This window comes from Kitasatospora sp. NPDC002522 (assembly GCF_053595195.1).
On sequence record NZ_JBSFXE010000013.1, the window covers coordinates 86251 to 106095 of the forward strand.

A 19845-nucleotide genomic window follows, 5' to 3' on the forward strand; every position below is an offset into this window, starting at 1 on the left:
GGACTTCGACCGCCGAGCGGAGTCCGGTGAGCAACCGGAGTCCGACCCACGGCCGGCCCCCGCGGGTGGCGGTCACCAGGGCTCCGCGGCGGACCGCGGGACGTCGATCCCGTGTCGCTCGGCGATCCGCAGCAGCTCGGACACCCGCCCGGCGTACGCCTGTTCGCCGTCCTCGTCGCCGGCCGACCGGGCGTCCCGGAGCGCCTGGCGGGCCCGGGCGAGCTGCTCGCGCAGCTCCTCGTCGAAGATCTCGGTCACCGTCGCCCTCCCTCGGCCGTCCCGGGCCGGACCCGATCGGACACGCCGGATGCCGTTCCCACTAGCAGGCATCATGTATGGACTTGCTTAATTTCGCAAATCACTGTTTCTGCATGTCATCAATTCCAAAGCTTGTGATCTTTCCCGGTCGCTACCGGTCAACGCCGCGAGCCGCTCCGACCGGCTGCCTACGCTCGGCCCGTTCACGAACCCTGACCGGAGGCACCACGGATGACGGACATCGGCACTGTTCTCAAGGGCGCACTGGCGATCGACGGCGCGCTCGGCGCGGCCCTGGTCGACGCCACCAGCGGCATGGCACTGGACACCCGCGGCCCCGACGGCAGCCTGGACCTCGCACTCGCCGCGGCCGCGGCGACCGACATCGTCCGGGCGCAGGTGCAGATGCTCGACCTGCTGGGCCTGTACGGCGAAGCGCTGGAGGACATCCTGCTGACCCTGACCAGCCAGTACCACCTGATCCGGCCGCTCACCTCACGCGACGGGCGCGGCCTCTTCCTGTACCTGGTGCTCGACCGCTCCCGCGCCAACCTCGCCATGGCGCGCCACCGGGCCCGGGCCATCGAGGCCGACCTGGTGGTGTGAGTGCGGGCAGGCGGACCTCAGGCCCGGGTCGAGCCGGTCGGAGCGCGCAGGCTGTCCAGGAGTTCGGCCTGGCCGGTGATCACTCCGCCGAGGATCTCGCGGGCCACCTTGAGGAGTTCGGCGACCTGCGGACTGGTCAGGCTGTAGTGGACGGTGCTGCCCTCCCGGCGGGCGACCACCAGGTTGGCCCGGCGCAGCACCGCGAGCTGCTGGGACAGGTGGGCGGCCTCGACGCCGGTCTCGGGCAGCAGCTCGGCGACGGCGTGCTCGCGCTCGCTGAGCAGCTCCAGCACCCGGATCCGGACGGGGTGGCCGAGCGTCTTGAAGAACTCGGCCTTCACCTGGTACAGCGGCGTGCTGACCACGGGAGACACGCGCGGGGTTTCGGCGCTCACATCGTCACCCCATCTCGGTCGAGTCCTGGACGTTGCCGCCACCCCCGACCTTAGCAACCGGGCGACGGCGTCGAACACGAGCCGAAGCCGCCTCCGGCCCGGGCACACCCGCCCCTCGAACCCCGTCCCCGCCCGCCCTCACCCGCCGGAGGCGAGCCGCACCGCCGCCAGCGGCACGAACCCGCCGCTGCCGCCGCCGGTGTCGCCGTCCCCGAGCCGGCGCAGCATCGCCACGGCCATCCGTTGGGCCTGCGCCTTCGCGCGTTCGGTGACCGGGCCGGCGTGCCCGCCGTCGAGCGTGGCGCGCCAGAGCTGGACCCAGCGGCCGAAGTGGGCGGCGGTGAGCGGCTCCCGGGCGTGCAGCGCGGCGTGCGGGGCGAGGGCGTTGCCCTGGTAGCGGGCGGTGCGCAACAGGGCGCTCTCCCAGAAGTCGGTGATCCGGGGCAGGTGGTGGGCCAGGTCCATCCGCGCCACGTCGACGAAGAGCGGCCCGATCAGCGGGTCGTCGAAGGCCGCCGCGTAGAAGCGCCGCAGCAGCGCCTCCAGGTCGGCCCTGCTCGCGATGTCCGGGCGACCCGCACCGCCCTGCCGTCCCGCACTCGCCGACGCTGTCACGCGGACCACCTCCGGCCGTCCAGGCTACGGCCGCCGCGGTCGGCGCACCCAGGGCCCTTGGTCCCGCTCGCCCGCCCCCGCCTGGCAGGATGCTGCCATGAGCTACCTCGCCGCGGACGACCGCTACGCCTCGATGACCTTCCGCCGCGCCGGACGCAGCGGCGTGCAGCTGCCCGCCGTCTCGCTCGGCCTGTGGCACAACTTCGGCGACACCCAGCCGCTGGACGTGCAGCGCGCGGTGCTGCGCCGTGCGTTCGACCGCGGGGTGACCCACTTCGACCTGGCGAACAACTACGGCCCGCCGTACGGCAGCGCGGAGCGCAACTTCGGCTACCTGTTCGCGCAGGACTTCCGCCCGTACCGCGACGAGCTGTTCATCGCCAGCAAGGCCGGCTGGGACATGTGGCCGGGCCCGTACGGCGACGGCGGCTCGCGCAAGTACCTGCTGGCGAGCCTGGACCAGTCGCTGGAGCGGATGGGCCTGGACTACGTCGACGTCTACTACTCGCACCGCTGGGACCCGTCGACCCCGCTCGAGGAGACCATGGGCGCGCTCGACACGGCGGTCCGCTCGGGCCGGGCGCTGTACGCGGCGATCTCCAACTACCCGGCGGAGCAGCACCGTGAGGCGGTGGCGATCCTGCGCGAGCTGGGCACCCCGGTGCTGCTGAACCAGGCCAGCTACTCGATCCTGAACCGCGAGCCGGAGCAGGGCCTGCTGGACGCGGTGGGCGAGACCCAGACCGCGCTGATCGCCTACTCCCCGCTCGCGCAGGGCCTGCTGACCGACCGTTACCTGGGCGGCGACGTCCCGGCGGGCTCGCGCATGTCGGTCGGCCACTTCCTCAAGGAGGAGGCCCTCACCGGCGCCAAGCTGGACCAGCTCCGGGCGCTCGCCAAGGTCGCCGAGGGCCGCGGCCAGACCCTCGCCCAGCTGGCACTCTCCTGGGTGCTGCGGGACGAGCGGGTGGTCTCCGTGATCATCGGCGCCAGCAGCGTGCAGCAGCTCGACCAGAACCTCGACGCGCTCGCCGCGGGCCCGCTGACCGCCACGGAGATCGCCGAGATCGACCGCCTCAGCCGCTGACCCGCGACCGGCCGGGCCCGTACCTGCGGGCCCGGCCGGCCCGGCTCACAGGTGGGGCAGCACCGTCTCGGCGACCCGGTAGGCCTCCTCCAGCAGCGGGTTGCCGGAGAGGATGAAGGTGTCGACGCCGAGGTCCTGGTACTCGCGCAGCCGCTCGACCACCTGCGCGCTGCTGCCGACCACGGCGGTGCCGGGGCCGGGGCGGAACAGGCTCATCCCGGGCCACAGGTTGGGGTGGGTCTCCAACTCCCGTGCGTGGGCCGGGACCCGACCGCCGTGCTGGCGGAACTGCCGCTGCCAGCCGACCCCGTCCTCGCCCCGGACGCCGCCGAGCTGCCGGGCGTAGGTGGCCTCGCTGGTGACGGCGAGCAGCTTGTCGGCGGCGGCCCAGGCCTGTTCCTCGGTGTCCCGGACGATCAGGTGCAGCCGCAGGCCCAGGCGCAGGGTCCGGCCGTGCGCGGCGGCCCGCTCCCGGACCCGTTCCAGCTTCTCCTTGAGCAGGTGCGGCGGCTCGCCCCAGGTGAGGTAGACGTCGACGTGCTCGGCGGCCATCTCGATCCCGGCGGGCGAGGAGCCGCCGAACCACAGCGGGATGTGGCCCTCGCGCAGCGGCGGCAGGTCGCGCAGCGAGGCGCCGGCCTGCGTCAGGCGGTAGAACTCGCCGTCGTGGTCGACGACCTCACCGCGGGTCAGCCGCTTGACCAGGCCCCAGTACTCGGCCGACAGCCGGTAGCGGTCGTCGTGCTCGACGTGCAGCCCGTACTCGCGCAGCTGCGGGGTGGAGCCGTTGACCACGTTGAACCGCAGCCGGCCGGCGCCGTGCAGGTGCTCGAAGCTGAGCGCCATCTTGGCGAGCAGGGTCGGCGAGACCAGGCCGGGGTGGACGGCGAGCAGCGGCCGGAAGCCGGGGCCGGTGGCGGCGGCGACCGCGGAGCCGAGGGTCCACACGTCGTACTGGTCGGTGGCCAGCAGCGCGCCGGTGTAGCCGAGCCGTTCGACGGTGGCGGCGAGCTGCTGGAGGTAGCCGAGGTCGACCGGGCGGCGGCCTTCCGGCTCCCACGGGTAGTGGCCCTCGCGGGGGATCAGGTACCAGAGGACTTCGGCGGCCACGGCGTCAGTTCCCCTTTCCGGCGCGGGCGACGGCGTCGGCCACGGGCTGCTCCAGGCCGGGCAGGTGGGCGTCGGCCACGGTGACCGGGCGGTCGATGAAGCCGACGCCGTGGAAGATGTCGGCGGCCTCCTGCTGCTCGGCGACGAACGCGGCGCCGGCGGGCTCCAGCCGCCACGGCAGCCCGGCGAACGCGCTGCGCCAGTCGGCGGCCGCGCCGCCCTGCTCCTCGGCGGCCTGCGCGGCGGCCTGGTCGAGGTGGGCGGCGGCCCAGTCGTCGGCGCGCTGCAGCGCGGTGACGACGGCGGCCACCACCTCGGGCCGCTGGACGGCGAGTTCGCGGCGGGTGAAGAACACCGAGCGGTCGGTGATCACCTCGCCGGTGCGGACCAGGACGCGCGCCTCGCCGCCGCGCAGCGCCTCGGCGAGCTCCGCGCCCTGGGCGATCCAGCCGGCGATGTCGCCCTCGCGCAGCCGCCGCGCCTCGTCGCCGGACGGGCGGACCGCCCGGACGTCGTCGCGGTAGGACAGCCCGGCCTGGTGCAGCGCCTTGGCCAGCAGGTGGGTCTGCCAGGAGCCGATGCCCAGCGCCACCGTGCCGCCCTTCAGGTCGGCGACGGTGCGCACCGGGCCGTCGGCGCGCACCAGCAGCGCGCCGTGGTCCGGCCTGGGGGCGGAGACCGCGGCGTACACCAGGTCGTGTCCGGCGGCCTGCGCGGTGATCGGCGGGGTGGAGCCGGTGCCGCCGAAGTCGATGGTGCCGTCGGCGAGGTGGGCGCCGGTGCGGGTGCCGTCGGTGTAGTGGTGGAAGTCGGCGCTCTCGCCGAGCGGGGCCAACTCCTCTTGCAGGTAGTCGAGTCGGGCCAGGTGGGTGAGGGTCGGGTTGGAGCGGTGCACGCCGACGGTGATGGTCATGCTCGGGGTCTCCTTGCTGGTCCGCCGTCAGGTGACGGGCAGTCGGCTGGGTTCGGGGTGCACGCCGAGGTCGGCGAGCAGGGTGCGGCGCAGGGCCGCGAAGGCGGGGTCGGCCGGGTCGCGGGGGTGCTCGACGGCGACCGGCTGGTCGCGGACCAGCACGCCGTCGCGGAGCACGGCCACCCGGTCGGCGAGCCGGATCGCCTCGTCGACGTCGTGGGTGACCAGCAGGACCGCGGGGCGGTGGCGCCGGCACAGCTCGCCGACCAGGTCCTGCATGCGCAGCCGGGTGAGGGCGTCCAGGGCGGCGAACGGCTCGTCCAGCAGCAGCAGTTCGGGCTCCCGGACGAGGGCCCGGGCGAGCGCGGCGCGCTGCGCCTCGCCGCCGGAGAGGGTGCTCGGCCAGGCGTCGGCGTGGTCGGCGAGCCCGACCTCGGCCAGCGCCCGCCGTCCGGTGGCCCGGGTGGCCGCGCCGCGCGGCAGGCCGAGGGTGACGTTGCCGAGCACCCGCTTGGACGGGACCAGCCGGGGCTCCTGGAAGACCACGGTCCGGGCGGCCGGCACCAGCACGGTGCCGGCGTCGGCGCGGTCCAGGCCGGCCAGGATGCGCAGCAGCGTGGTCTTCCCGGTGCCGCTGGCGCCGAGCAGGGCCAGGAACTCGCCGCGGGCCAGGTCCAGGTCGACGCCGTCCAGCACCGCCCGGGTGCCGAAGCTGCGGCGCAGGCCGCGCAGGTGGACCGCGGGGCCGCCGGTCGGCGGGGTGGGGGCGCTCATCGTCCGCCTCCGGTCCGCGTGTTGACGGTCCGCCAGGGCATCAGCAGGCGCTCCAGCACCCGGGCCGCGCCGTCCGCGGCCAGGCCCAGCAGGCCGTAGATCAGGATGCAGACCGCCAGCACGTCGGTGCGGGAGAAGTTCTGCGCCTGGGCCATCAGGTAGCCGATGCCCTCGGTGGAGTTGATCTCCTCGGCGGCGATCAGCGCGATCACGCTGAGCGTCATCGACAGCCGCAGCCCGGAGAGCAGCGCGGGCAGCGCACCGGGCAGCACCACCTCGCGCACCACCGCCCAGCGGGAGAGTCCGAAGCTGCGCACCGCCTCGACCAGTTTGCGGTCGGTGCTGCGCACGCCGCCGGAGGCCGAGACGTACATCGGGAAGGAGGTGGCCACCGCGATCAGCGCGATCTTGGCGGTCTCGGTGATGCCGAACCAGACCATGAACAGCGGTACCAGCGCCAGGAACGGCACGGTGCGCAGCACCTGGACGGCGGAGTCGAGCAGTTCGTCGCCGAGCCGGAAGAACCCGGTCAGCACGCCGAGCAGCAGGCCGGTGCTGGCCCCGATCAGCAGGCCGAGTCCGGCCCGGGTGAGCGAGGTGGCGAGTGCGGCGCCGAGCTGGCCGTTGCCCCACAGCTCGCCCACCGCCGTGACCACCTGCCGGGGCGAGGCGAGCACGTCGGGGGTGAGCACCCCGGTGGCGGACGAGACCTGCCAGGCGGCGAGCAGGGCGAGCGGGCCGAGGGTGCGCAGCGCGGCCGAGACGCCGCGCGGCCGGGCGGCGGGCAGCTGGGCGCGCGGGGCGACCAGTCCGGCCGCCCGGGCGGTCTCCGTCGCGGTGCTCACCGGGCGCGCCCGGGCAGCGCGTCGACGTCGATCAGGTACGGCTTGACGTCCACCAGGGACTTGGTGACGCCCTGGTCGGCGTAGAACCGGGCGACCACGCCGAACCGTTCGACGTCGGCGGCGGCGATCGGCTGGTCGAAGGCCCGTTGCTTGCCGAAGTCGACCGCGACCTGCTTCTCCGCCGGGGTGACGGCGGTCGGGCCGGCGTCGGTGAAGACGTTCAGGTAGGCGGCGGGGTCGGCCTGTTCCTTCTGCCCGTTGTCGTGCAGGTAGCCGTAGAACGCCTTGAGCACCTCGGGGTGCTGCTCGGCGAAGGCCGAACGCACCGCCCACACCGCGTAGTTGTCCGAGCCGACGGCCTTCCCGTCGACCAGGAGGTGCGCGCCGGTGTTGGCGATCGCCGGGATCGAGAAGGTGCTCCAGGTCGCCCAGGCGTCCACCTGGCCGGAGTTGAAGACGCCGGCGGTCTGGTCGGCTCGCAGGTAGACCCGCTGCACCTGGTCCGCGGGGATGCCGTTCTTCGCCAGCGCCTTGAGCAGCAGGTACTCGCTGGTGCCGCCCTGGGAGACCGCGACCTTCCGGCCGACCAGGTCCTTGACCTCCTTGATCGGCGAGTCGTTCTTCACCAGGATGCCCTCGCCCGCGCCGTCCGGTGCGGTCTGCGAGAACAGCTTGAAGCCGGGCTTCTGCGCCAGCGCGGCCACCGCGGAGGTGATCGAGCCCTGCGCCACGTCGAGCTGGTCGGCGTTGAGCGCCTGCGCGGCGGGCGCGAACGGGCCCGCGCTGCCGGTCCACGCCACCTTGGCGTGCACCGCCGCCAGCGCCTTGGCCAGCGAGCCGTCCTGCTTCCCCTTCGCCAGGAACCCGGAGTTGCCGGGGTCGGGGACTCTCAGCACCACCTCGGCGCCCTTGCCGTCCGCGGAGCCGGCGGCGTCCTGCGCGGACGAGCCGCAGGCGGTCAGCGCGAGCGCGGCGGCGGCCAGCACGGCGGCGGGGGCGAGTCGGCGGGCGGGGATGGTCGACATGTCGTCACTCCAGTTCTCGGGAGGTGCTCGGGAAGACGGGGGATCGGGTGGGTAGGGGGGCGATGCAGGGCAGGCGCAGGCTGCTGACGGCAGGTCAGGTGGCGGCCAGCACGGCGGCGGGGGCGAGTCGGCGGGCGGGGATGGTCGACATGTCGTCACTCCAGTTCTCGGGAGGTGCTCGGGAAGACAGGGGATCGGGTGGGTGCGGGGGCGGTGCAGGGCGGGCGCGGGCTGCTGACGGCAGGTCAGGTGGTGGCGAGCAGGGCGCGGGCGGCGGCCAGCGGGGCCGGGTCCGCCCAGGCCCGGACGTCGACCCGGGCGGCCAGGAAGCCCTGGTCGGCGAGGAACCGCTCCTGCTGCGCCAGCAGGTCGAGCCGTTCGGCCGACAGGTCGAGGTGCAGCGTGCGGTGCCCGCCGGCGGCGTACGCGCCCGCGACGCCGGCGGCGCCCGCCCCGGTCTCGGCCGACAGGATCCGGGCCACCTCGGCCGGCCGGTCGGCCGCCCAGTCGGCGGCCCGCAGCAGCACCGCGAGGAACCGGGCGACCAGCTCGGGATGGTCGTCCAACAGCTGCTGGTGGACGGTGATCGGGCGCGGGGTGCCGTTGTTGACCCGGGTGCGGCGGTCGGCCGCGGCGTCGAGTTCCACCGCCACCTCGGCCCCGTACCTCCGGGCCGCCTCGACCGCCAGCGCGCCCTTCACGTAGACGGCGTCGACCCGCCCGTCGCGCAGCGCCGCCAGCTCGGCGGCCCACTGGCCGCCGCCGGGCTCGGCCGGTACCTCCACGAAGTGGACGTCCGCGGGGGCGAGTCCGCCGAGCGCGAGGGCGCCGCGGTGGCCGGCCAGCGCCATGGCGCGCCAGAAGTCGATGGCGATCGGGTGGCGGGGCACCGCGAGCCGGGCACCGCGCAGCTGCTCCGCGGTGTGGATGCCGCTGCCCGCCCGGACCAGGACCGCCTGCCGCTCCTCGATCCAGGTCAGGCCGATCAGCCGGGTCCGCTCGCCGCGCGAACGGGCCCACAGCGCGGGCACGTTGCCGCCCTCGCGGAAGAGTCCGGGCAGCGCGTGGGTGTAGTGGTGGTCGGCGGCCACCTCGGGCGGCACGTCCTGCAGGGAGCGGACGGCGATCCGCTCGGCGGCGAACTCCTCGGCCAGCCAGCCCTGGTCGGCGGCGATCCCGGTGGCGGTGGGCACGGGGCAGCGGGTGAACCACAGGGTGTCGGGGTAGGGCGCGGCGAGGGCCTGGGACATGACGGGGCTCCGGAGGTCGGCAGGGGGTGCACGGCGGCGGCTCCCACATGGTGGGAGCGCGAGCGGCTCGGGCAGAGGCGGTCGGGGCGGTCAGCGACGACAGGAGGGGCGGCACCGGCGCGTGTTCACGGTGGACTCCCTCCTGGGCTGAGCTGCGGACTGACGTGAGCGTTCCACGAGCTCAGGGAGCGAATCAAGGGTTTGCCAGATGATGGGATCACCTGTTCACAATCCCTACCGCTGCCGCAACACGGCCGTCACGTTGCGGTCGTACGTGCTGTCATATCCTGGGAACCGCACGGAAGTTGCGCGCTGCCCGACGACGAACGAGGTCCGATGCCCGCCACCGTCCCATCCCCGCCGGCCGGCGCCCAGGCGGTGCACCGCGCACTCGGGCTGCTGCACTGCTTCCACGACGACGGCCCGGACCAGAGCGCCTCCGACCTGGCCCGCCGCACCGGCCTGAGCGTCTCCACCGCGCACCGGCTGGCCCGCACCCTGGTCGCCACCGGCTTCCTCGAACAGGACGACCGCACCGCCCGCTACCGGCTCGGCCCGGCCGTCGCCGAACTCGGCCGGCTCACCTTCCACCGCCGCGGCCTCCACCTGGCCGGCCCCGAACTCGACCTGCTGGCACGCCGCACCGGCGCCACCGCCGACCTCGCCATCCGCTCCGGCCCGCACGCCGTCGTCCTGGTCGGCGGCTCCGTGCACGCCACCGGCGGCCTGGGGCTGCGCCGCCCGCTGCACTCCACCGCCCTGGGGAAGGTGCTGCTCGCCTGGCCCTCCCCCACCGAGGCCCCGCCGAGCGGCCCGCTGCCCGCCTTCACCGACCGCACCCTCACCGCGCCCGCGGAGCTGGCCGCCGAACTCGCCGTCACCCGCGAGCGCGGCTACGCGCTGAACGAGGGCGAGTCCGCCCCCGGGGTCCGCACCCTCGCCGTCCCCGTCCTCGACCACACCGCGCAGGCCCGCTACGCGCTCGCCGTCCGCTCCACCCCCGACCTGCTCACCGACACCGACCTGCCGCGCACCCTGGCCCACGCCACCGCCTGCGCCGCGGCCCTGACGGTCCTGCTGCTGCCGCCCGACGAACGGCCGTGACCCGGGGCGGCCGGGACCCGGGGCGGCCGGGAACGGCGGCGGACCCGGGCGCACGCAGGGTGCACCCGGGTCCGCGGCGGACGTCCGGCGGTTCAGTTCACCGGCGGCGCGTACTTGTAGCCCACCCGGCGGACGGTCACGATCGAGTCCCGGTAGTCCGCGCCCAACTTGCGTCGCAGGCGCGCCACGTGGACGTCCACGGTGCGGCCGTCGCCGACGTGGCCGTAGCCCCAGACGGTGTGGACCAGGTGGTCGCGGGTGTGCACCCGGTGCGGGTGGCCGGTGAGGTGGGCGAGGAGTTCGAACTCCAGGTAGGTCAGGTCGAGCAACTCGCCGTCCACGTAGGCGTTGCGGCGCTCCACGTCGATCGCGATGCCGCGGCCGGGCACCTCGGTGCGGGCGGCGGGAGCGGGCGGGGCGGGCTCGGAGGCGGCGGGCTCGGCGGGCACCACCACCACGTAGCCGACCAGCGGGGCCTTCCCGACCGCGCCGAACTGGGCCAGCAGGCCCTGCGGGAGAGCGGCCACCACGGTGGCGCCCTCGGGGAGACCGGCCAGCAGCTGCTCGGGGGCGAAGCGCCCGGCGGGCTGCGGGTCGCGGCGGGCGTGGTCCGCCGGCAGGTTGGGCACGGCCCGCAGGTGCGGGGCGTGCGACGGGGCGACGGGGGTGGCGGCAGTGGCGACGTACGACATCTGGGGGTCTCTTCTCGCGCGGCGGGCGGTCGGCTGGAGTCGTCTTCGCATCCGCGGCCACCGGGTACCGCAGCCGTCCTGACACCGGGTCAGGCTCGGCGGGACTGGGCGGGGAGGGGGCCGGACGCGACGGCGCGTCAGCGACAGCAGGCGCTGTAGATGAGACCGTGGTCGATGTACCGCCGGACGGTCAGCACCGGCATCACGGGAGCGGACGGCACCGCGGTGGATCGGACCACCACCATCTCGCCACCCCCCGGAGCACGTAGGAAGCCCGCGGCAATCCACCGGCGGGCACGACTACGAGACTTCCACGCCGAGTGCCCGGAAGGCAACCCACAGCACTAAGCCGTCCGCCCCGCAAGACACTTGACGTCCACTATCCGGACATCACTGCCATGGCCTGCGGAAACGCCCTACAGCCGGAGCCCCAGCCGCACGGCGGCGTGCTCCACCAGCCGGATCAGCAGCTCCTTGCCGTCCTCCTTGCGCCGCGCGTCGCACAGCAGCACCGGCACGGCGGCCGGCAGGTCGAGCGCGGCCCGCACGTCGTCCGGCGCGTAGACCTCGGTGCCCTCGAAGCAGTTGACGGCGACCACGAAGGGGATGCCGCGCTGCTCGAAGTAGTCGACCGAGGGGAAGGAGTCGGCCAGTCGGCGGGTGTCCGCGAGCACCACCGCGCCGAGCGCGCCGCGGGCCAGCTCGTCCCAGACGAACCAGAACCGGTCCTGCCCGGGGGTGCCGAACAGGTAGAGGGCGAGCGCGGGTTGGAGGTCGATCCGGCCGAAGTCCATGGCGACCGTGGTGGTCCGCTTGGTCTCCACGCCGACGGTGTCGTCGACCGGGCGGCCGCGCTCGCTGAGCACCTCCTCGGTGCGCAGCGGCCGGATCTCGGAGACCGCCCCGACCAGGGTGGTCTTGCCCGCGCCGAACCCTCCGGCGACCAGGATCTTCACGGCCCGGGTGCCCCACGGACCGCTGCGCGGCCCGCCGTCTGAGGTCGGGGCGGGGGCAGCGGTGTCAGAGTGCACGGAGGCCATTGATCACGTCTCGCAGCAGGCGCTCGTCGGGTTGGTGGGCGAGCTGGACGGGTCGGGTGACGCTGATCAGCTCGGCGTCGTGGAGGTCGCCGAGCAGGACCCGCACGACGCTCACCGGCAGGTCGGTGTAGGAGCCCAACTCGGCGACGCTGAGCGGCTCTTCGCGGCAGAGCGCGAGGATGGCGTGGTGCTCGGGGTCGAGCGCCAGGTTGCCGGGCACGCCGCCCGGGCCGACCACGGCCGGCCCGGCGGCGGTGACGAGCGAGATGAGGTCGAACAGGCCGTCGTCGACCGGGCGGGCCGCCCGGCCCCTGGTCATCGCGAACAGCCGGACCACCGGCCCGGCGTCGTCGTCGAACCAGCGGTCGTCGACCGGGGTGCGGGGCGTGAACAGGTCGATCGACGGTTCGTCGGCCGACTCCTGCCCGCCCCCGCCACCCGGGAGGTTCACGATCACGGCGTCCGCACCGTCACCGGTCACGGCGTCGGCGCTCACGGCGTCGACCGCGCCGGCGCTCGCCTCGGTCGGCTCGGACGCGGTCTCGCCGCTCAGGTCGGCCGGGGCGTCCGCGGGGGTCGCCTCGGTCGGCTCGGGCTCGCTCATCGGCAGGTCATCTCCCGGGCGGTGCGGTCTCGGTCCGCGGCTCGGCGGCCAGGTGCTCGCCGACCCGCTTCACCAACAGTGCCATCTCGTAGGCGATCTGGCCCACGTCGGACTCGGCGTCGCTGAGCACCGCGAGGCAGCTGCCGTCGCCGGCGGCGGTGATGAAGAGGAAGGCCTCGTCCAGCTCGACCATGGTCTGCCGGACGCCGCCCACCTGGAAGTGCCGGCCGGCACCCTTGGCGAGGCTGTGGAAGCCGGCGGCGACGGCCGCGAGGTGTTCGGCGTCCTCCCGGCCGAGGCCGCTGGAGACACCGGTGGCCAGCCCGTCACTGGACAGGATCACCGCATGCCGAAGTGTCGCCACCCGGCCGACCAGGTCGTTGAGGAGCCAGTCGAGGCCCCCGGACGGCGGTGTTGTTGCGGTCATGATTCGGTTCCTTCTGCTGGTGCGGGCGGTGCGGCCGGCGGCTGGTGCGCCGGGGGAACGGAGCGGACGGGGGCGGCCGGCAGCGCCGGCGGCACCGGCGCGGACGGCAGCGCGATCCGCAGACGCGGCTGACCCGGCAGCGCGGGCGGACGGACGGCGGGCGGTTCGGCCAACGGGCCGGCGGGCGACGGCTCGGAGCGGACCACGGTCAGCGAGGCCGGCTGCAGCCGGTCTCCGCGGCCGCGGGCGAAGCCGCGCTGGAAGGAGGCGAAGGCGGAGCGGGCCTCCTCGGGGCTGCGCTCGCGCGACTGCTCGCCGGGCTCCTCCGCGCCCTGGTCGGCGCGCCCGCCCCGCAGTTGCGGCGCCAGGTTGGCCTGCCGGACCCGGCGGGGCAGCAGCCCGGCGGCGACCGGCGCGGCCTGTTCCGGCGCGCTGCCGGGCGTCGGGTCGCCGGGCTCGGTGCGGCGGTGCCGCCCGGTGCCCGTGCCGTTCGTCCCGCTGCCGTCCGTCCCGGCACCGGCGGGCCCGAAGCCGCCTGACGCACCGTCGGCGACCGCGGCGGCGTCGCCGGCCGGCGTGCCTGCGGCCCGGCGGCGGGGCAGGCCGCCGGGGGTGGTGGCGGGCTCGGCGAGCGACGGGCGGGGGCCGCCGAGCGCCGGGGCGGGCGGGATCGGGGTGCCGTGCGCCGGGCCGGAGCGGACCGGCTCGTCGCCGCCGCCACGGGCCCGCCGGTGGGTGGCGTCCTCGACGGGCTGCCGGGGGGCCGCCTCGGGGGCGATCTCCGAGGAGTCGGCGAGCAGTTCACGCGGGATCAGCACCACGGCGGAGCTGCCGCCGTACGGGGACGGCCGCAGGTGGACCCGGATGCCGTGACGGCGGGCCAGCCGGGAGACCACGAACAGGCCCAGCCGGTCGGTGTCGGCGAGGTCGAACTCCTGCTCGATGGCGAGGCGCTGGTTGATCTCGCCGAGGTGCTGCTCGCTCAGGCCGAGGCCGCGGTCGTCGATCTCCAGGCAGAAGCCGTGCGCCACCACCTCGCCCTGCACCGTGACCTGGGTCTGCGGCGGGGAGAACACCGTGGCGTTCTCGACCAGTTCGGCGACCAGGTGGGTGACGTCGGCGACGGCGCTGCCGAGCAGGCCGGTGCCGGGGAACGGCCGGACGATCACCCGCGCGTAGTCCTCGACCTCGCCGACCGCGGCGCGCACCACGTCGACCATCCGCACCGGCTTGCGCCAGGCGCGGCCGGGCGAGCCGCCGGAGAGGATGATCAGGCCCTCGGCGTGGCGGCGCATGCGGGTGGTGAGGTGGTCGAGCCGGAACAGGTCCTCGAGTTCCCGCGGGTCCTCGGTGCGGCGCTCCATGGTGTCCAGCAAGGTGAGCTGGCGGTGCAGCAGCACCTGGGAGCGGCGGGCCAGGTTGACGAAGACCGCGGAGACGCCGCGGCGCAGTTCGGCCTGTTCGACGGCGGCCTCGACGGCGACCCGCTGGACCTCGTTGAAGGCCCGGCCGACCTGGCCGATCTCGGCGGCGCCGAACTCCAGTTGGGGCACCTCGGCGATCACGTCGACCGGCTCGCCGCGGCGCAGCCGGAGCATCACCGAGGGCAGCCGGCTGCCGGACAGGTCGGTGGCGGCGTTGCGCAGGCCGACCAGCTCGCGGACCAGGCGGCGGCCGATCCGGTAGGAGATGATCACCGAGAGGACGACGGCGGCGAGACCGGCGAGACCGGCGATGCCGCCGCGCAGCAGCGAGTTGACGGCGTAGGAGCGGGCCTGGTCGCCGATCGAGGCGGCGAGCCGGCCGTTGAGGTCGCTGATGTCGGCGAGCACCTTGTCGGCGTTCTCGCCCCACGGGTCGACCGGGCCGCTGCGGGCCTCCCGGGCGCGGTCGGGGGCGTCCTCGAAGCCGCGCTCGGCGGTGGTGAGGTTGCTCCACGCCTCGTTGGTGCGCAGGGTGTTGTAGTCGTACTGGTCCTGCGGCTTGAGCTCGCCGACGTAGATCCGGAACAGCGCCTGCTGGCTGTGCATGGCGTCGAGCGCGACCTGCTGCTTGCGGGTGTCGTTGGCGGTGCCGACCCGCAGGGCGCGCATCGCGGCGGTCTCCTGGGCGAGGTACTCGCGGGCCCGGGTGAGCTCGACCAGGATGGTGCCCTGCCGGGGCAGGGTGCCGGTCTGCTTGGCGATGAACGAGGACCGGAAGGCGAAGACCGGCTGGACCAGGTCGCTGTAGTCCCTGAGCGTGCCGTCCCAGCTCTGCCGCTGCTGGCCGACCTGGCTGCGGATCGCGGGCAGCTGCTCGGCGACCGAGAGCATGTCCTCGAAGCGGGCCTTCTGGTCGGCGTCGAGCTTGCCCGCGTCGCCGCTGCCGCCCTGGTAGCGCAGCAGCTGCAGCGAGCGGTCGGTGGTGGCCTGGGCCTGCTGGTACGCGTCGACGGTGGCCTTGTTGCCGGGGTCGGCGAGCCGCTGCACGGCGGCGGCGCGTTCGGCCTGCAGGTCGCCGACGTACTGGTCGGCGGGCCCGCCGAAGGCCTTGTAGGTGGCGCTGAGGTCGAGTTGACCCCAGACGTCGCCGGTGGTGATCAGTGTCGCGTAGATCCACAGCGCGCTGAGTGCCGCAATGGGCACCAGGAGCAGCGCGATGATCCTCGCGCGGATCGAGCTGCGGCGCAGACGCATACGGTCCTCTGTGGTCCAGGTTCAGGAAGGTCGCCGGGCGCGGACGGGCGTGTGGTACGAGCTGCGCGAGCCTACTACTTCCTGACCATCCGTTCGAAGGGTGAATTTGCATCGTGATCCACCGTTGTCCGGATCGTCCTCGAATATCCGCGGGCGGACCGCTTGCGCCCCCGACCTGCGGCACTGTCACCGGTGCGGGGTGTCGTCGGCCGGTGACTCTGGGCAGCGCCGTGACGATCCGGTAGCTTCGCTGCCACCGCCCGGGCAGTGCGGACCCGGCGGGGGTTCGGCGGCGTTCGGCGGGGTTGGGGGTGGACCGTGCGCGAGTTCAGCAGCCCCGCGCTCTCCGGCGCGGTGACCGGCGGCCTGGCCGACTCGCTCTTCGACCGGGCGGAGCGGGAGCCGCGGCTGGTCCAGCTGTCCCGTCAGGAGGACGGCGAGTGGCAGCCGGTGACGGCGCTTCGGTTCCGCGACGAGGTGCTGGCGCTGGCCAAGGGCCTGCTGACCCGCGGGGTGCGGTACGGCGACCGGGTGGCGGTGATGTCCTCCACCCGCTACGAGTGGACGCTCTTCGACTACGCGCTCTGGTCGATCGGGGCGATCCCGGTGCCGGTGTACCCGACCGCGGCGGCCGAGCAGGTGCGCTGGATCCTCGCGGAGACCGGCGCGGTGGCCTGCGTGGTGGAGGACGAGGACCAGGCGATGACGGTCGGCGCGGTCTGCGACGCGCTGCCCGAGCTGACCGGCATCTGGCAGCTGGACCGGGACTGCGTGGCGCAGCTGGTCGCGGACGGGCTGGGCGTGCCGGACGCGCTGGTGCACCGTCAGCGGATCGGGGTGACGCCGGACGCGGTGGCCAGCGTCATCTACACCTCGGGCACCACCGGCCGCCCGAAGGGCTGCGTGCTGACCCACGGCAACTTCGCCGCGGTGGCGGACGCCCTGCTGGAGGGCTGGGCGGAGGTGTTCCACGACACCGGCGGCGGGCAGGCGGCGACGCTGCTGTTCCTGCCGCTGGCGCACGTGTACGGGCGGATGACGCAGGTCGCGGCGGTGCGCGGCGGGATCCGGATCGGGCACCACGCGAAGCTGTCGACCGAGAGTCTGCTGCCGGCCCTGGCGGCGTTCCGGCCGACCTTCCTGCACGCGGTGCCGTACATCTTCGAGAAGATCCACCGCCGGGCCCGGGAGGCCGCCGAGGCCGCCGGCAAGCTCGAACTCTTCGACCAGGCCGAGCGGGTGGCCGTCGAGTGGGCGGCGGCCTCGGAGCGCCGGGCGCACCGCCAGGGCCCGGGTCCGAGCCCGGCGCTGCGGGTGCGGCACGCGGCGTACGAGCGGCTGGTGTACCAGCGGATCCGGGCGGTGCTGGGCGGCCGGGTGCGGGCGGTGATGTCGGGCGGTTCGATGCTCGGCCGGGACCTGGGCCTGTTCTTCGCAGGGGCGGGCATGACGGTGTACGAGGGGTACGGGCTGACCGAGTCGGCGGCGGCGATCACCGCGAACCCGCCCGGGCGGGCGAAGTTCGGCACGGTGGGCCGTCCGCTGCCGGGCGCCTCGGTGGCGATCGCCGAGGACGGCGAGGTGTGGGTGCGCGGCGGCGGCGTCTTCTCCGGCTACCTGGGCCATCCGCGCTGCTCGGACGAGGCGCTGTTCCGGGGCTGGCTGGCCACCGGCGACCTGGGCTCGCTGGACGAGGACGGCTACCTGACCCTGACCGGCCGCAAGAAGGAGCTGATCGTCACCTCCAGCGGCAAGAACCTGGCCCCGGCGATCCTCGAGGAGCGGGTCCGGGCCCACCCGCTGATCGCCCAGTGCCTGGTGGTCGGCGACAACCGGCCGTACGTGGCGGCGCTGATCACACTGGACGCGGTGGCCCTGGCGCACTGGCTGAAGGCCCGCGGCCGCGAGCAGTTGGACATGGGGGCGGCGCTGACCGACCAGGAGCTGCACGCCGAGGTGCAGCGCGCGGTGGCGGCGGCGAACACCACCGTCTCGCGCGCCGAGTCGGTCCGGGCGTTCCGGCTGCTTCCGCGCGAGTTCTCCTTGGAGGACGGGCTGTTGACGCCCTCGCTGAAGATCCGGCGGGCCGCGGTGGCGGAGCGCTACGCGGCCGACATCGAGGAGCTCTACGCCGGTTGACCGATCTCCGACGAATCCGCTTGACCGCCGGGATTGGTCCAGTCCATTGTGTGCAGCGGCCTGGTGCGGCAGGGCCGGTCCGGACCCCCGCCCCCTCCGGGAGTCACGTCTTCTCTCCACCCCCACACTGGAGTTGACTCGTGCTCAAGTCTGCCCGCCGCCGTCTCGCGGCCGTCGCCGCGGCCACCGTGCTGGCCGCCCTCGCCACCGCGCCCGCCGCCCACGCGGACGCCGCCCCGGCGGTCAACCTGGCCACCAACCCGGGCTTCGAGATCCCCACCCTGCCGCTCGCCGACTGGGGCTCCGTCCCCGGCTGGCACTGCGCCCCGGGCGAGGCCGCCGTCTCCGCCGCCGCCCGCACCGGCGGCTCCGCACTGGCCGTCACCCCGGCCGCCGCCGACTCCACCGGCCAGTGCACGCAGACCCTGGCGGTGCGCCCCGGCACCACCTACACCTACAGCGCCTGGGTGCGCGGCGCGTACGTCTTCCTCGGCGCCACCGGCACCGGCCACGACGTCGCCCCGTCCTGGACCCCCGGCACCGGCGACGGCTGGCAGCGGCTCACCACCTCGTTCACCACCGGCCCGAGCACCACCTCGGTCCAGCTGTACGTGCACGGCTGGTACGAGCAGGGCCCGTTCGCGGTCGACGACGTCTCGGTCACCGGCGACACCCCGGCCCCCGCGTACGCCACCTGGAACGCGCCGACCGGCGACAAGGTCGTCTTCCTCACCATCGACGACGGCTGGACCCGCACCCCGGAGGCGGCCGGCCTGATCGCCTCCGCCGCGCTGCCGGTCACCGCCTTCCCGCTGCCCATGCCGCAGGGCTTCGAGCCGGACTACTTCAGCCGGGTGACGGCCGCCGCGGGCTCCTCGATCCAGGACCACAGCGTCTCGCACCGCGACCTGACCACGCTCAGCCCCGCCGAGCAGCAGGCCGAGATCTGCGACGCCCGCGACGCGGTCACCGCACACTACGGCACCACCCCGACGATCTTCCGCCCGCCGTACTTCGCCTGGAACGCCGACACCCTGCAGGCCGCCGCCAACTGCGGCATGACGTACGTGCTCACCGCCACCGCGGACTTCAGCTGGGGCGCCTCCAACGTCTACCACGGCGGTCCGCTGCAGCCCGGCGACGTGATCCTGCTGCACTTCACCGACACCCTGGCCACCGACCTCCAGCGCGCCCTGGACGCGGCCCGGGCGGCCGACCTGAAGCCGGCGGGCCTGGTCGACTACCTGCACTGACCCTCCGTCACCGCCGACGCGTCCCGACGGCACCGAGGACACCGGTGGCCGGGCCCCTCCCACGGGCCCGGCCACCGGTCGTCACACCGTCAGGCTCACGCCGCGGCGGTGAAGGTCGGCAGGTAACCGCCGGAGTGGCCCGAGGCGTTGGGGTGGTAGCTCTCGTCGACCGGCAGCGTGGTGCTGTTCAGCCACCGGGTGGAGGACCCGCAGATCTCGTGGTTGGCGAAGATCGACCGGACGTCCGCGTAGGTGAAGCCGGCGTTCGCGACCTGCTTGGCGATCACCGAGTCGATGGTGTCCGCCGCGCCGTTGATCGCGTTCCGCTTGGTGTCCGAGATGCCGAAGATGCAGGAGCCCGGCACCTTGTACAGGTGCGGGTAACCCAGCACCACCACATGGGCGTTGGGCGCCTTGGCGTGGATCTGGTTGTAGACGTTGGTGAGCTTGCCGGGCAGCGTGTTGGTGGCGTAGCTCTTCGCCGCGTTCACCGCGGACAGGCAGGCGCTGTCGCTGTCCAGCACGCAGGTCTGCATGGTGGAGGCGAACCCGGCGTCGTTGCCGCCGATGGTGAGCGACACCAGGGTGGTCGAACTGTCCAGCACGCCGAGCTGGTTGGCCAGCACGTCGTCGGTCTTCGCACCGGAGCAGGCGACGAACGAGAACGCCGACGGCGCGTGCGCGTTCTTCCAGAGGTACGGGTAGGAGTTGGTGCTCCGCTTGCAGCTGCCGCTCTCGCTGGTGTAGCTGCCGGCCCCCACGCCGGACGAGTACGAGTCGCCGAGCGCCGCGTACCGCTCGCCGGCGGCGTGGGCGGTGCCGGCGGCGAACAGGGTGGTCAGGGAGAGCGTCAGTGCGGTGAACGCGACCGACAGGACTCTGGTGCGAGACATCGAACCTCCAATGAAGTGACGCAGGCCACACATTGGATACCAGCCGGTAGCCTCCGGCGGAAGCGGTCATGCCAAAGAAATTGACGAACACTCACCGAACGCGACCCCAACGTCAGCTACGCGCGCAGACCCCACCC

The 19845-nt window shown here is 74.2% G+C and carries 20 protein-coding genes; 5 read left to right on the plus strand and 15 right to left on the minus strand.

All coding sequences use genetic code 11. From position 1 onward, the window contains the following. Positions 1 to 72: 72 nt before the first annotated feature. On the minus strand, positions 73 to 258 hold the full coding sequence (locus ACWD4U_RS13850) for a hypothetical protein (protein ID WP_363455448.1): 186 nt from the start codon (positions 256 to 258) through the stop codon (positions 73 to 75). Positions 259 to 489: 231 nt separating this feature from the next. On the opposite strand from ACWD4U_RS13850, the gene ACWD4U_RS13855 reads away from it, so the two are divergent. Beyond that, positions 490 to 864: a hypothetical protein gene (locus ACWD4U_RS13855; protein ID WP_363455446.1), complete on the plus strand. Its 375-nt coding sequence runs from the start codon at positions 490 to 492 to the stop codon at positions 862 to 864. Between the two features lie 17 nt (positions 865 to 881). On the opposite strand, the gene ACWD4U_RS13860 is transcribed toward ACWD4U_RS13855, so the two are convergent. After that, on the minus strand, positions 882 to 1229 hold the full coding sequence (locus ACWD4U_RS13860; protein ID WP_363455648.1) for an ArsR/SmtB family transcription factor: 348 nt from the start codon (positions 1227 to 1229) through the stop codon (positions 882 to 884). Positions 1230 to 1397: 168 nt separating this feature from the next. Beyond that, a complete protein-coding gene (locus ACWD4U_RS13865) occupies positions 1398 to 1874 on the minus strand; it encodes a group III truncated hemoglobin (RefSeq protein ID WP_363455443.1) in 477 nt (158 codons plus the stop codon). Between the two features lie 97 nt (positions 1875 to 1971). Between ACWD4U_RS13865 and ACWD4U_RS13870 the strand changes: the two genes are divergently transcribed. Beyond that, complete coding sequence (locus tag ACWD4U_RS13870) at positions 1972 to 2961, plus strand: aldo/keto reductase (protein WP_363455441.1); 990 nt, start codon at positions 1972 to 1974, stop codon at positions 2959 to 2961. 45 nt (positions 2962 to 3006) lie between these two features. On the opposite strand, the gene ACWD4U_RS13875 is transcribed toward ACWD4U_RS13870, so the two are convergent. From ACWD4U_RS13875 to ACWD4U_RS13900, 6 genes are all read right to left on the minus strand, one after another. Continuing rightward, positions 3007 to 4071 carry an LLM class flavin-dependent oxidoreductase gene (locus tag ACWD4U_RS13875; RefSeq protein ID WP_363455438.1) on the minus strand — a complete coding sequence of 355 codons (1065 nt, stop codon included), beginning with the start codon at positions 4069 to 4071 and terminating at the stop codon, positions 3007 to 3009. 4 nt (positions 4072 to 4075) lie between these two features. Then, a complete protein-coding gene (locus tag ACWD4U_RS13880; protein WP_363455435.1) occupies positions 4076 to 4984 on the minus strand; it encodes an ABC transporter substrate-binding protein in 909 nt (302 codons plus the stop codon). 27 nt (positions 4985 to 5011) lie between these two features. Then, on the minus strand, positions 5012 to 5758 hold the full coding sequence (locus tag ACWD4U_RS13885) for an ABC transporter ATP-binding protein (RefSeq protein WP_363455433.1): 747 nt from the start codon (positions 5756 to 5758) through the stop codon (positions 5012 to 5014). Then, a complete protein-coding gene (locus ACWD4U_RS13890) occupies positions 5755 to 6603 on the minus strand; it encodes an ABC transporter permease (RefSeq protein ID WP_363455430.1) in 849 nt (282 codons plus the stop codon). Before ACWD4U_RS13890 ends, ACWD4U_RS13885 begins: the two co-directional genes overlap by 4 nt. Continuing rightward, complete coding sequence (locus ACWD4U_RS13895; protein ID WP_363455427.1) at positions 6600 to 7628, minus strand: NrtA/SsuA/CpmA family ABC transporter substrate-binding protein; 1029 nt, start codon at positions 7626 to 7628, stop codon at positions 6600 to 6602. Before ACWD4U_RS13895 ends, ACWD4U_RS13890 begins: the two co-directional genes overlap by 4 nt. A 245-nt stretch (positions 7629 to 7873) precedes the next feature. Next, positions 7874 to 8878 carry an ABC transporter substrate-binding protein gene (locus ACWD4U_RS13900; RefSeq protein WP_363455424.1) on the minus strand — a complete coding sequence of 335 codons (1005 nt, stop codon included), beginning with the start codon at positions 8876 to 8878 and terminating at the stop codon, positions 7874 to 7876. Positions 8879 to 9214: 336 nt separating this feature from the next. Between ACWD4U_RS13900 and ACWD4U_RS13905 the strand changes: the two genes are divergently transcribed. Then, positions 9215 to 9982 carry an IclR family transcriptional regulator gene (locus ACWD4U_RS13905; protein ID WP_363455421.1) on the plus strand — a complete coding sequence of 256 codons (768 nt, stop codon included), beginning with the start codon at positions 9215 to 9217 and terminating at the stop codon, positions 9980 to 9982. A gap of 92 nt (positions 9983 to 10074) precedes the next feature. Here the strand turns inward: ACWD4U_RS13905 and ACWD4U_RS13910 are convergent, their stop codons facing one another. The 5 genes from ACWD4U_RS13910 to ACWD4U_RS13930 all read right to left on the minus strand — a co-directional run bounded on the left by ACWD4U_RS13910 (position 10075) and on the right by ACWD4U_RS13930 (position 15423). After that, positions 10075 to 10674, minus strand: coding sequence for a winged helix-turn-helix domain-containing protein (locus tag ACWD4U_RS13910; protein ID WP_363455419.1), 600 nt, complete (start codon positions 10672 to 10674; stop codon positions 10075 to 10077). Between the two features lie 416 nt (positions 10675 to 11090). Further along, positions 11091 to 11714 carry a GTP-binding protein gene (locus tag ACWD4U_RS13915; protein WP_363455416.1) on the minus strand — a complete coding sequence of 208 codons (624 nt, stop codon included), beginning with the start codon at positions 11712 to 11714 and terminating at the stop codon, positions 11091 to 11093. Further along, positions 11695 to 12318 carry a DUF742 domain-containing protein gene (locus ACWD4U_RS13920; protein WP_363455414.1) on the minus strand — a complete coding sequence of 208 codons (624 nt, stop codon included), beginning with the start codon at positions 12316 to 12318 and terminating at the stop codon, positions 11695 to 11697. The genes ACWD4U_RS13915 and ACWD4U_RS13920 overlap by 20 nt, the downstream gene beginning before the upstream one ends. Positions 12319 to 12325: 7 nt before the next feature. After that, the gene (locus ACWD4U_RS13925) at positions 12326 to 12745 is read right to left on the minus strand and encodes a roadblock/LC7 domain-containing protein (RefSeq protein ID WP_363455411.1); all 420 of its coding nucleotides are present in this window, start codon (positions 12743 to 12745) and stop codon (positions 12326 to 12328) included. Further along, positions 12742 to 15423, minus strand: coding sequence for a sensor histidine kinase (locus tag ACWD4U_RS13930; RefSeq protein WP_363455409.1), 2682 nt, complete (start codon positions 15421 to 15423; stop codon positions 12742 to 12744). Before ACWD4U_RS13930 ends, ACWD4U_RS13925 begins: the two co-directional genes overlap by 4 nt. A gap of 318 nt (positions 15424 to 15741) precedes the next feature. Here ACWD4U_RS13930 and ACWD4U_RS13935 point away from each other — a divergent pair, with 318 nt between their 5' ends. Beyond that, positions 15742 to 17562, plus strand: coding sequence for an AMP-dependent synthetase/ligase (locus tag ACWD4U_RS13935; protein WP_363455406.1), 1821 nt, complete (start codon positions 15742 to 15744; stop codon positions 17560 to 17562). A gap of 140 nt (positions 17563 to 17702) precedes the next feature. Beyond that, entirely contained in the window at positions 17703 to 18815 is a 1113-nt protein-coding gene (locus tag ACWD4U_RS13940) for a polysaccharide deacetylase family protein (protein WP_363455403.1), read from the plus strand. 95 nt (positions 18816 to 18910) lie between these two features. On the opposite strand, the gene ACWD4U_RS13945 is transcribed toward ACWD4U_RS13940, so the two are convergent. Further along, positions 18911 to 19708 carry an SGNH/GDSL hydrolase family protein gene (locus tag ACWD4U_RS13945; protein ID WP_363455400.1) on the minus strand — a complete coding sequence of 266 codons (798 nt, stop codon included), beginning with the start codon at positions 19706 to 19708 and terminating at the stop codon, positions 18911 to 18913. Between the last annotated feature and the right edge of the window lie 137 nt (positions 19709 to 19845).

Bases quoted from the DNA above. Each gene is read 5' to 3' on its own strand.
- ACWD4U_RS13855 (WP_363455446.1), top strand. From the start codon at position 490: ATGACGGACATCGGCACTGTTCTCAAGGGCGCACTGGCGATCGACGGC.
- ACWD4U_RS13925 (WP_363455411.1), bottom strand. From the start codon at position 12,745: ATGACCGCAACAACACCGCCGTCCGGGGGCCTCGACTGGCTCCTCAAC.
- ACWD4U_RS13885 (WP_363455433.1), bottom strand. From the start codon at position 5,758: ATGAGCGCCCCCACCCCGCCGACCGGCGGCCCCGCGGTCCACCTGCGC.
- ACWD4U_RS13895 (WP_363455427.1), bottom strand. From the start codon at position 7,628: ATGTCGACCATCCCCGCCCGCCGACTCGCCCCCGCCGCCGTGCTGGCC.
- ACWD4U_RS13870 (WP_363455441.1), top strand. From the start codon at position 1,972: ATGAGCTACCTCGCCGCGGACGACCGCTACGCCTCGATGACCTTCCGC.
- ACWD4U_RS13910 (WP_363455419.1), bottom strand. From the start codon at position 10,674: ATGTCGTACGTCGCCACTGCCGCCACCCCCGTCGCCCCGTCGCACGCC.
- ACWD4U_RS13930 (WP_363455409.1), bottom strand. From the start codon at position 15,423: ATGCGTCTGCGCCGCAGCTCGATCCGCGCGAGGATCATCGCGCTGCTC.
- ACWD4U_RS13945 (WP_363455400.1), bottom strand. From the start codon at position 19,708: ATGTCTCGCACCAGAGTCCTGTCGGTCGCGTTCACCGCACTGACGCTC.
- ACWD4U_RS13915 (WP_363455416.1), bottom strand. From the start codon at position 11,714: ATGGCCTCCGTGCACTCTGACACCGCTGCCCCCGCCCCGACCTCAGAC.
- ACWD4U_RS13920 (WP_363455414.1), bottom strand. From the start codon at position 12,318: ATGAGCGAGCCCGAGCCGACCGAGGCGACCCCCGCGGACGCCCCGGCC.
- ACWD4U_RS13880 (WP_363455435.1), bottom strand. From the start codon at position 4,984: ATGACCATCACCGTCGGCGTGCACCGCTCCAACCCGACCCTCACCCAC.
- ACWD4U_RS13900 (WP_363455424.1), bottom strand. From the start codon at position 8,878: ATGTCCCAGGCCCTCGCCGCGCCCTACCCCGACACCCTGTGGTTCACC.
- ACWD4U_RS13905 (WP_363455421.1), top strand. From the start codon at position 9,215: ATGCCCGCCACCGTCCCATCCCCGCCGGCCGGCGCCCAGGCGGTGCAC.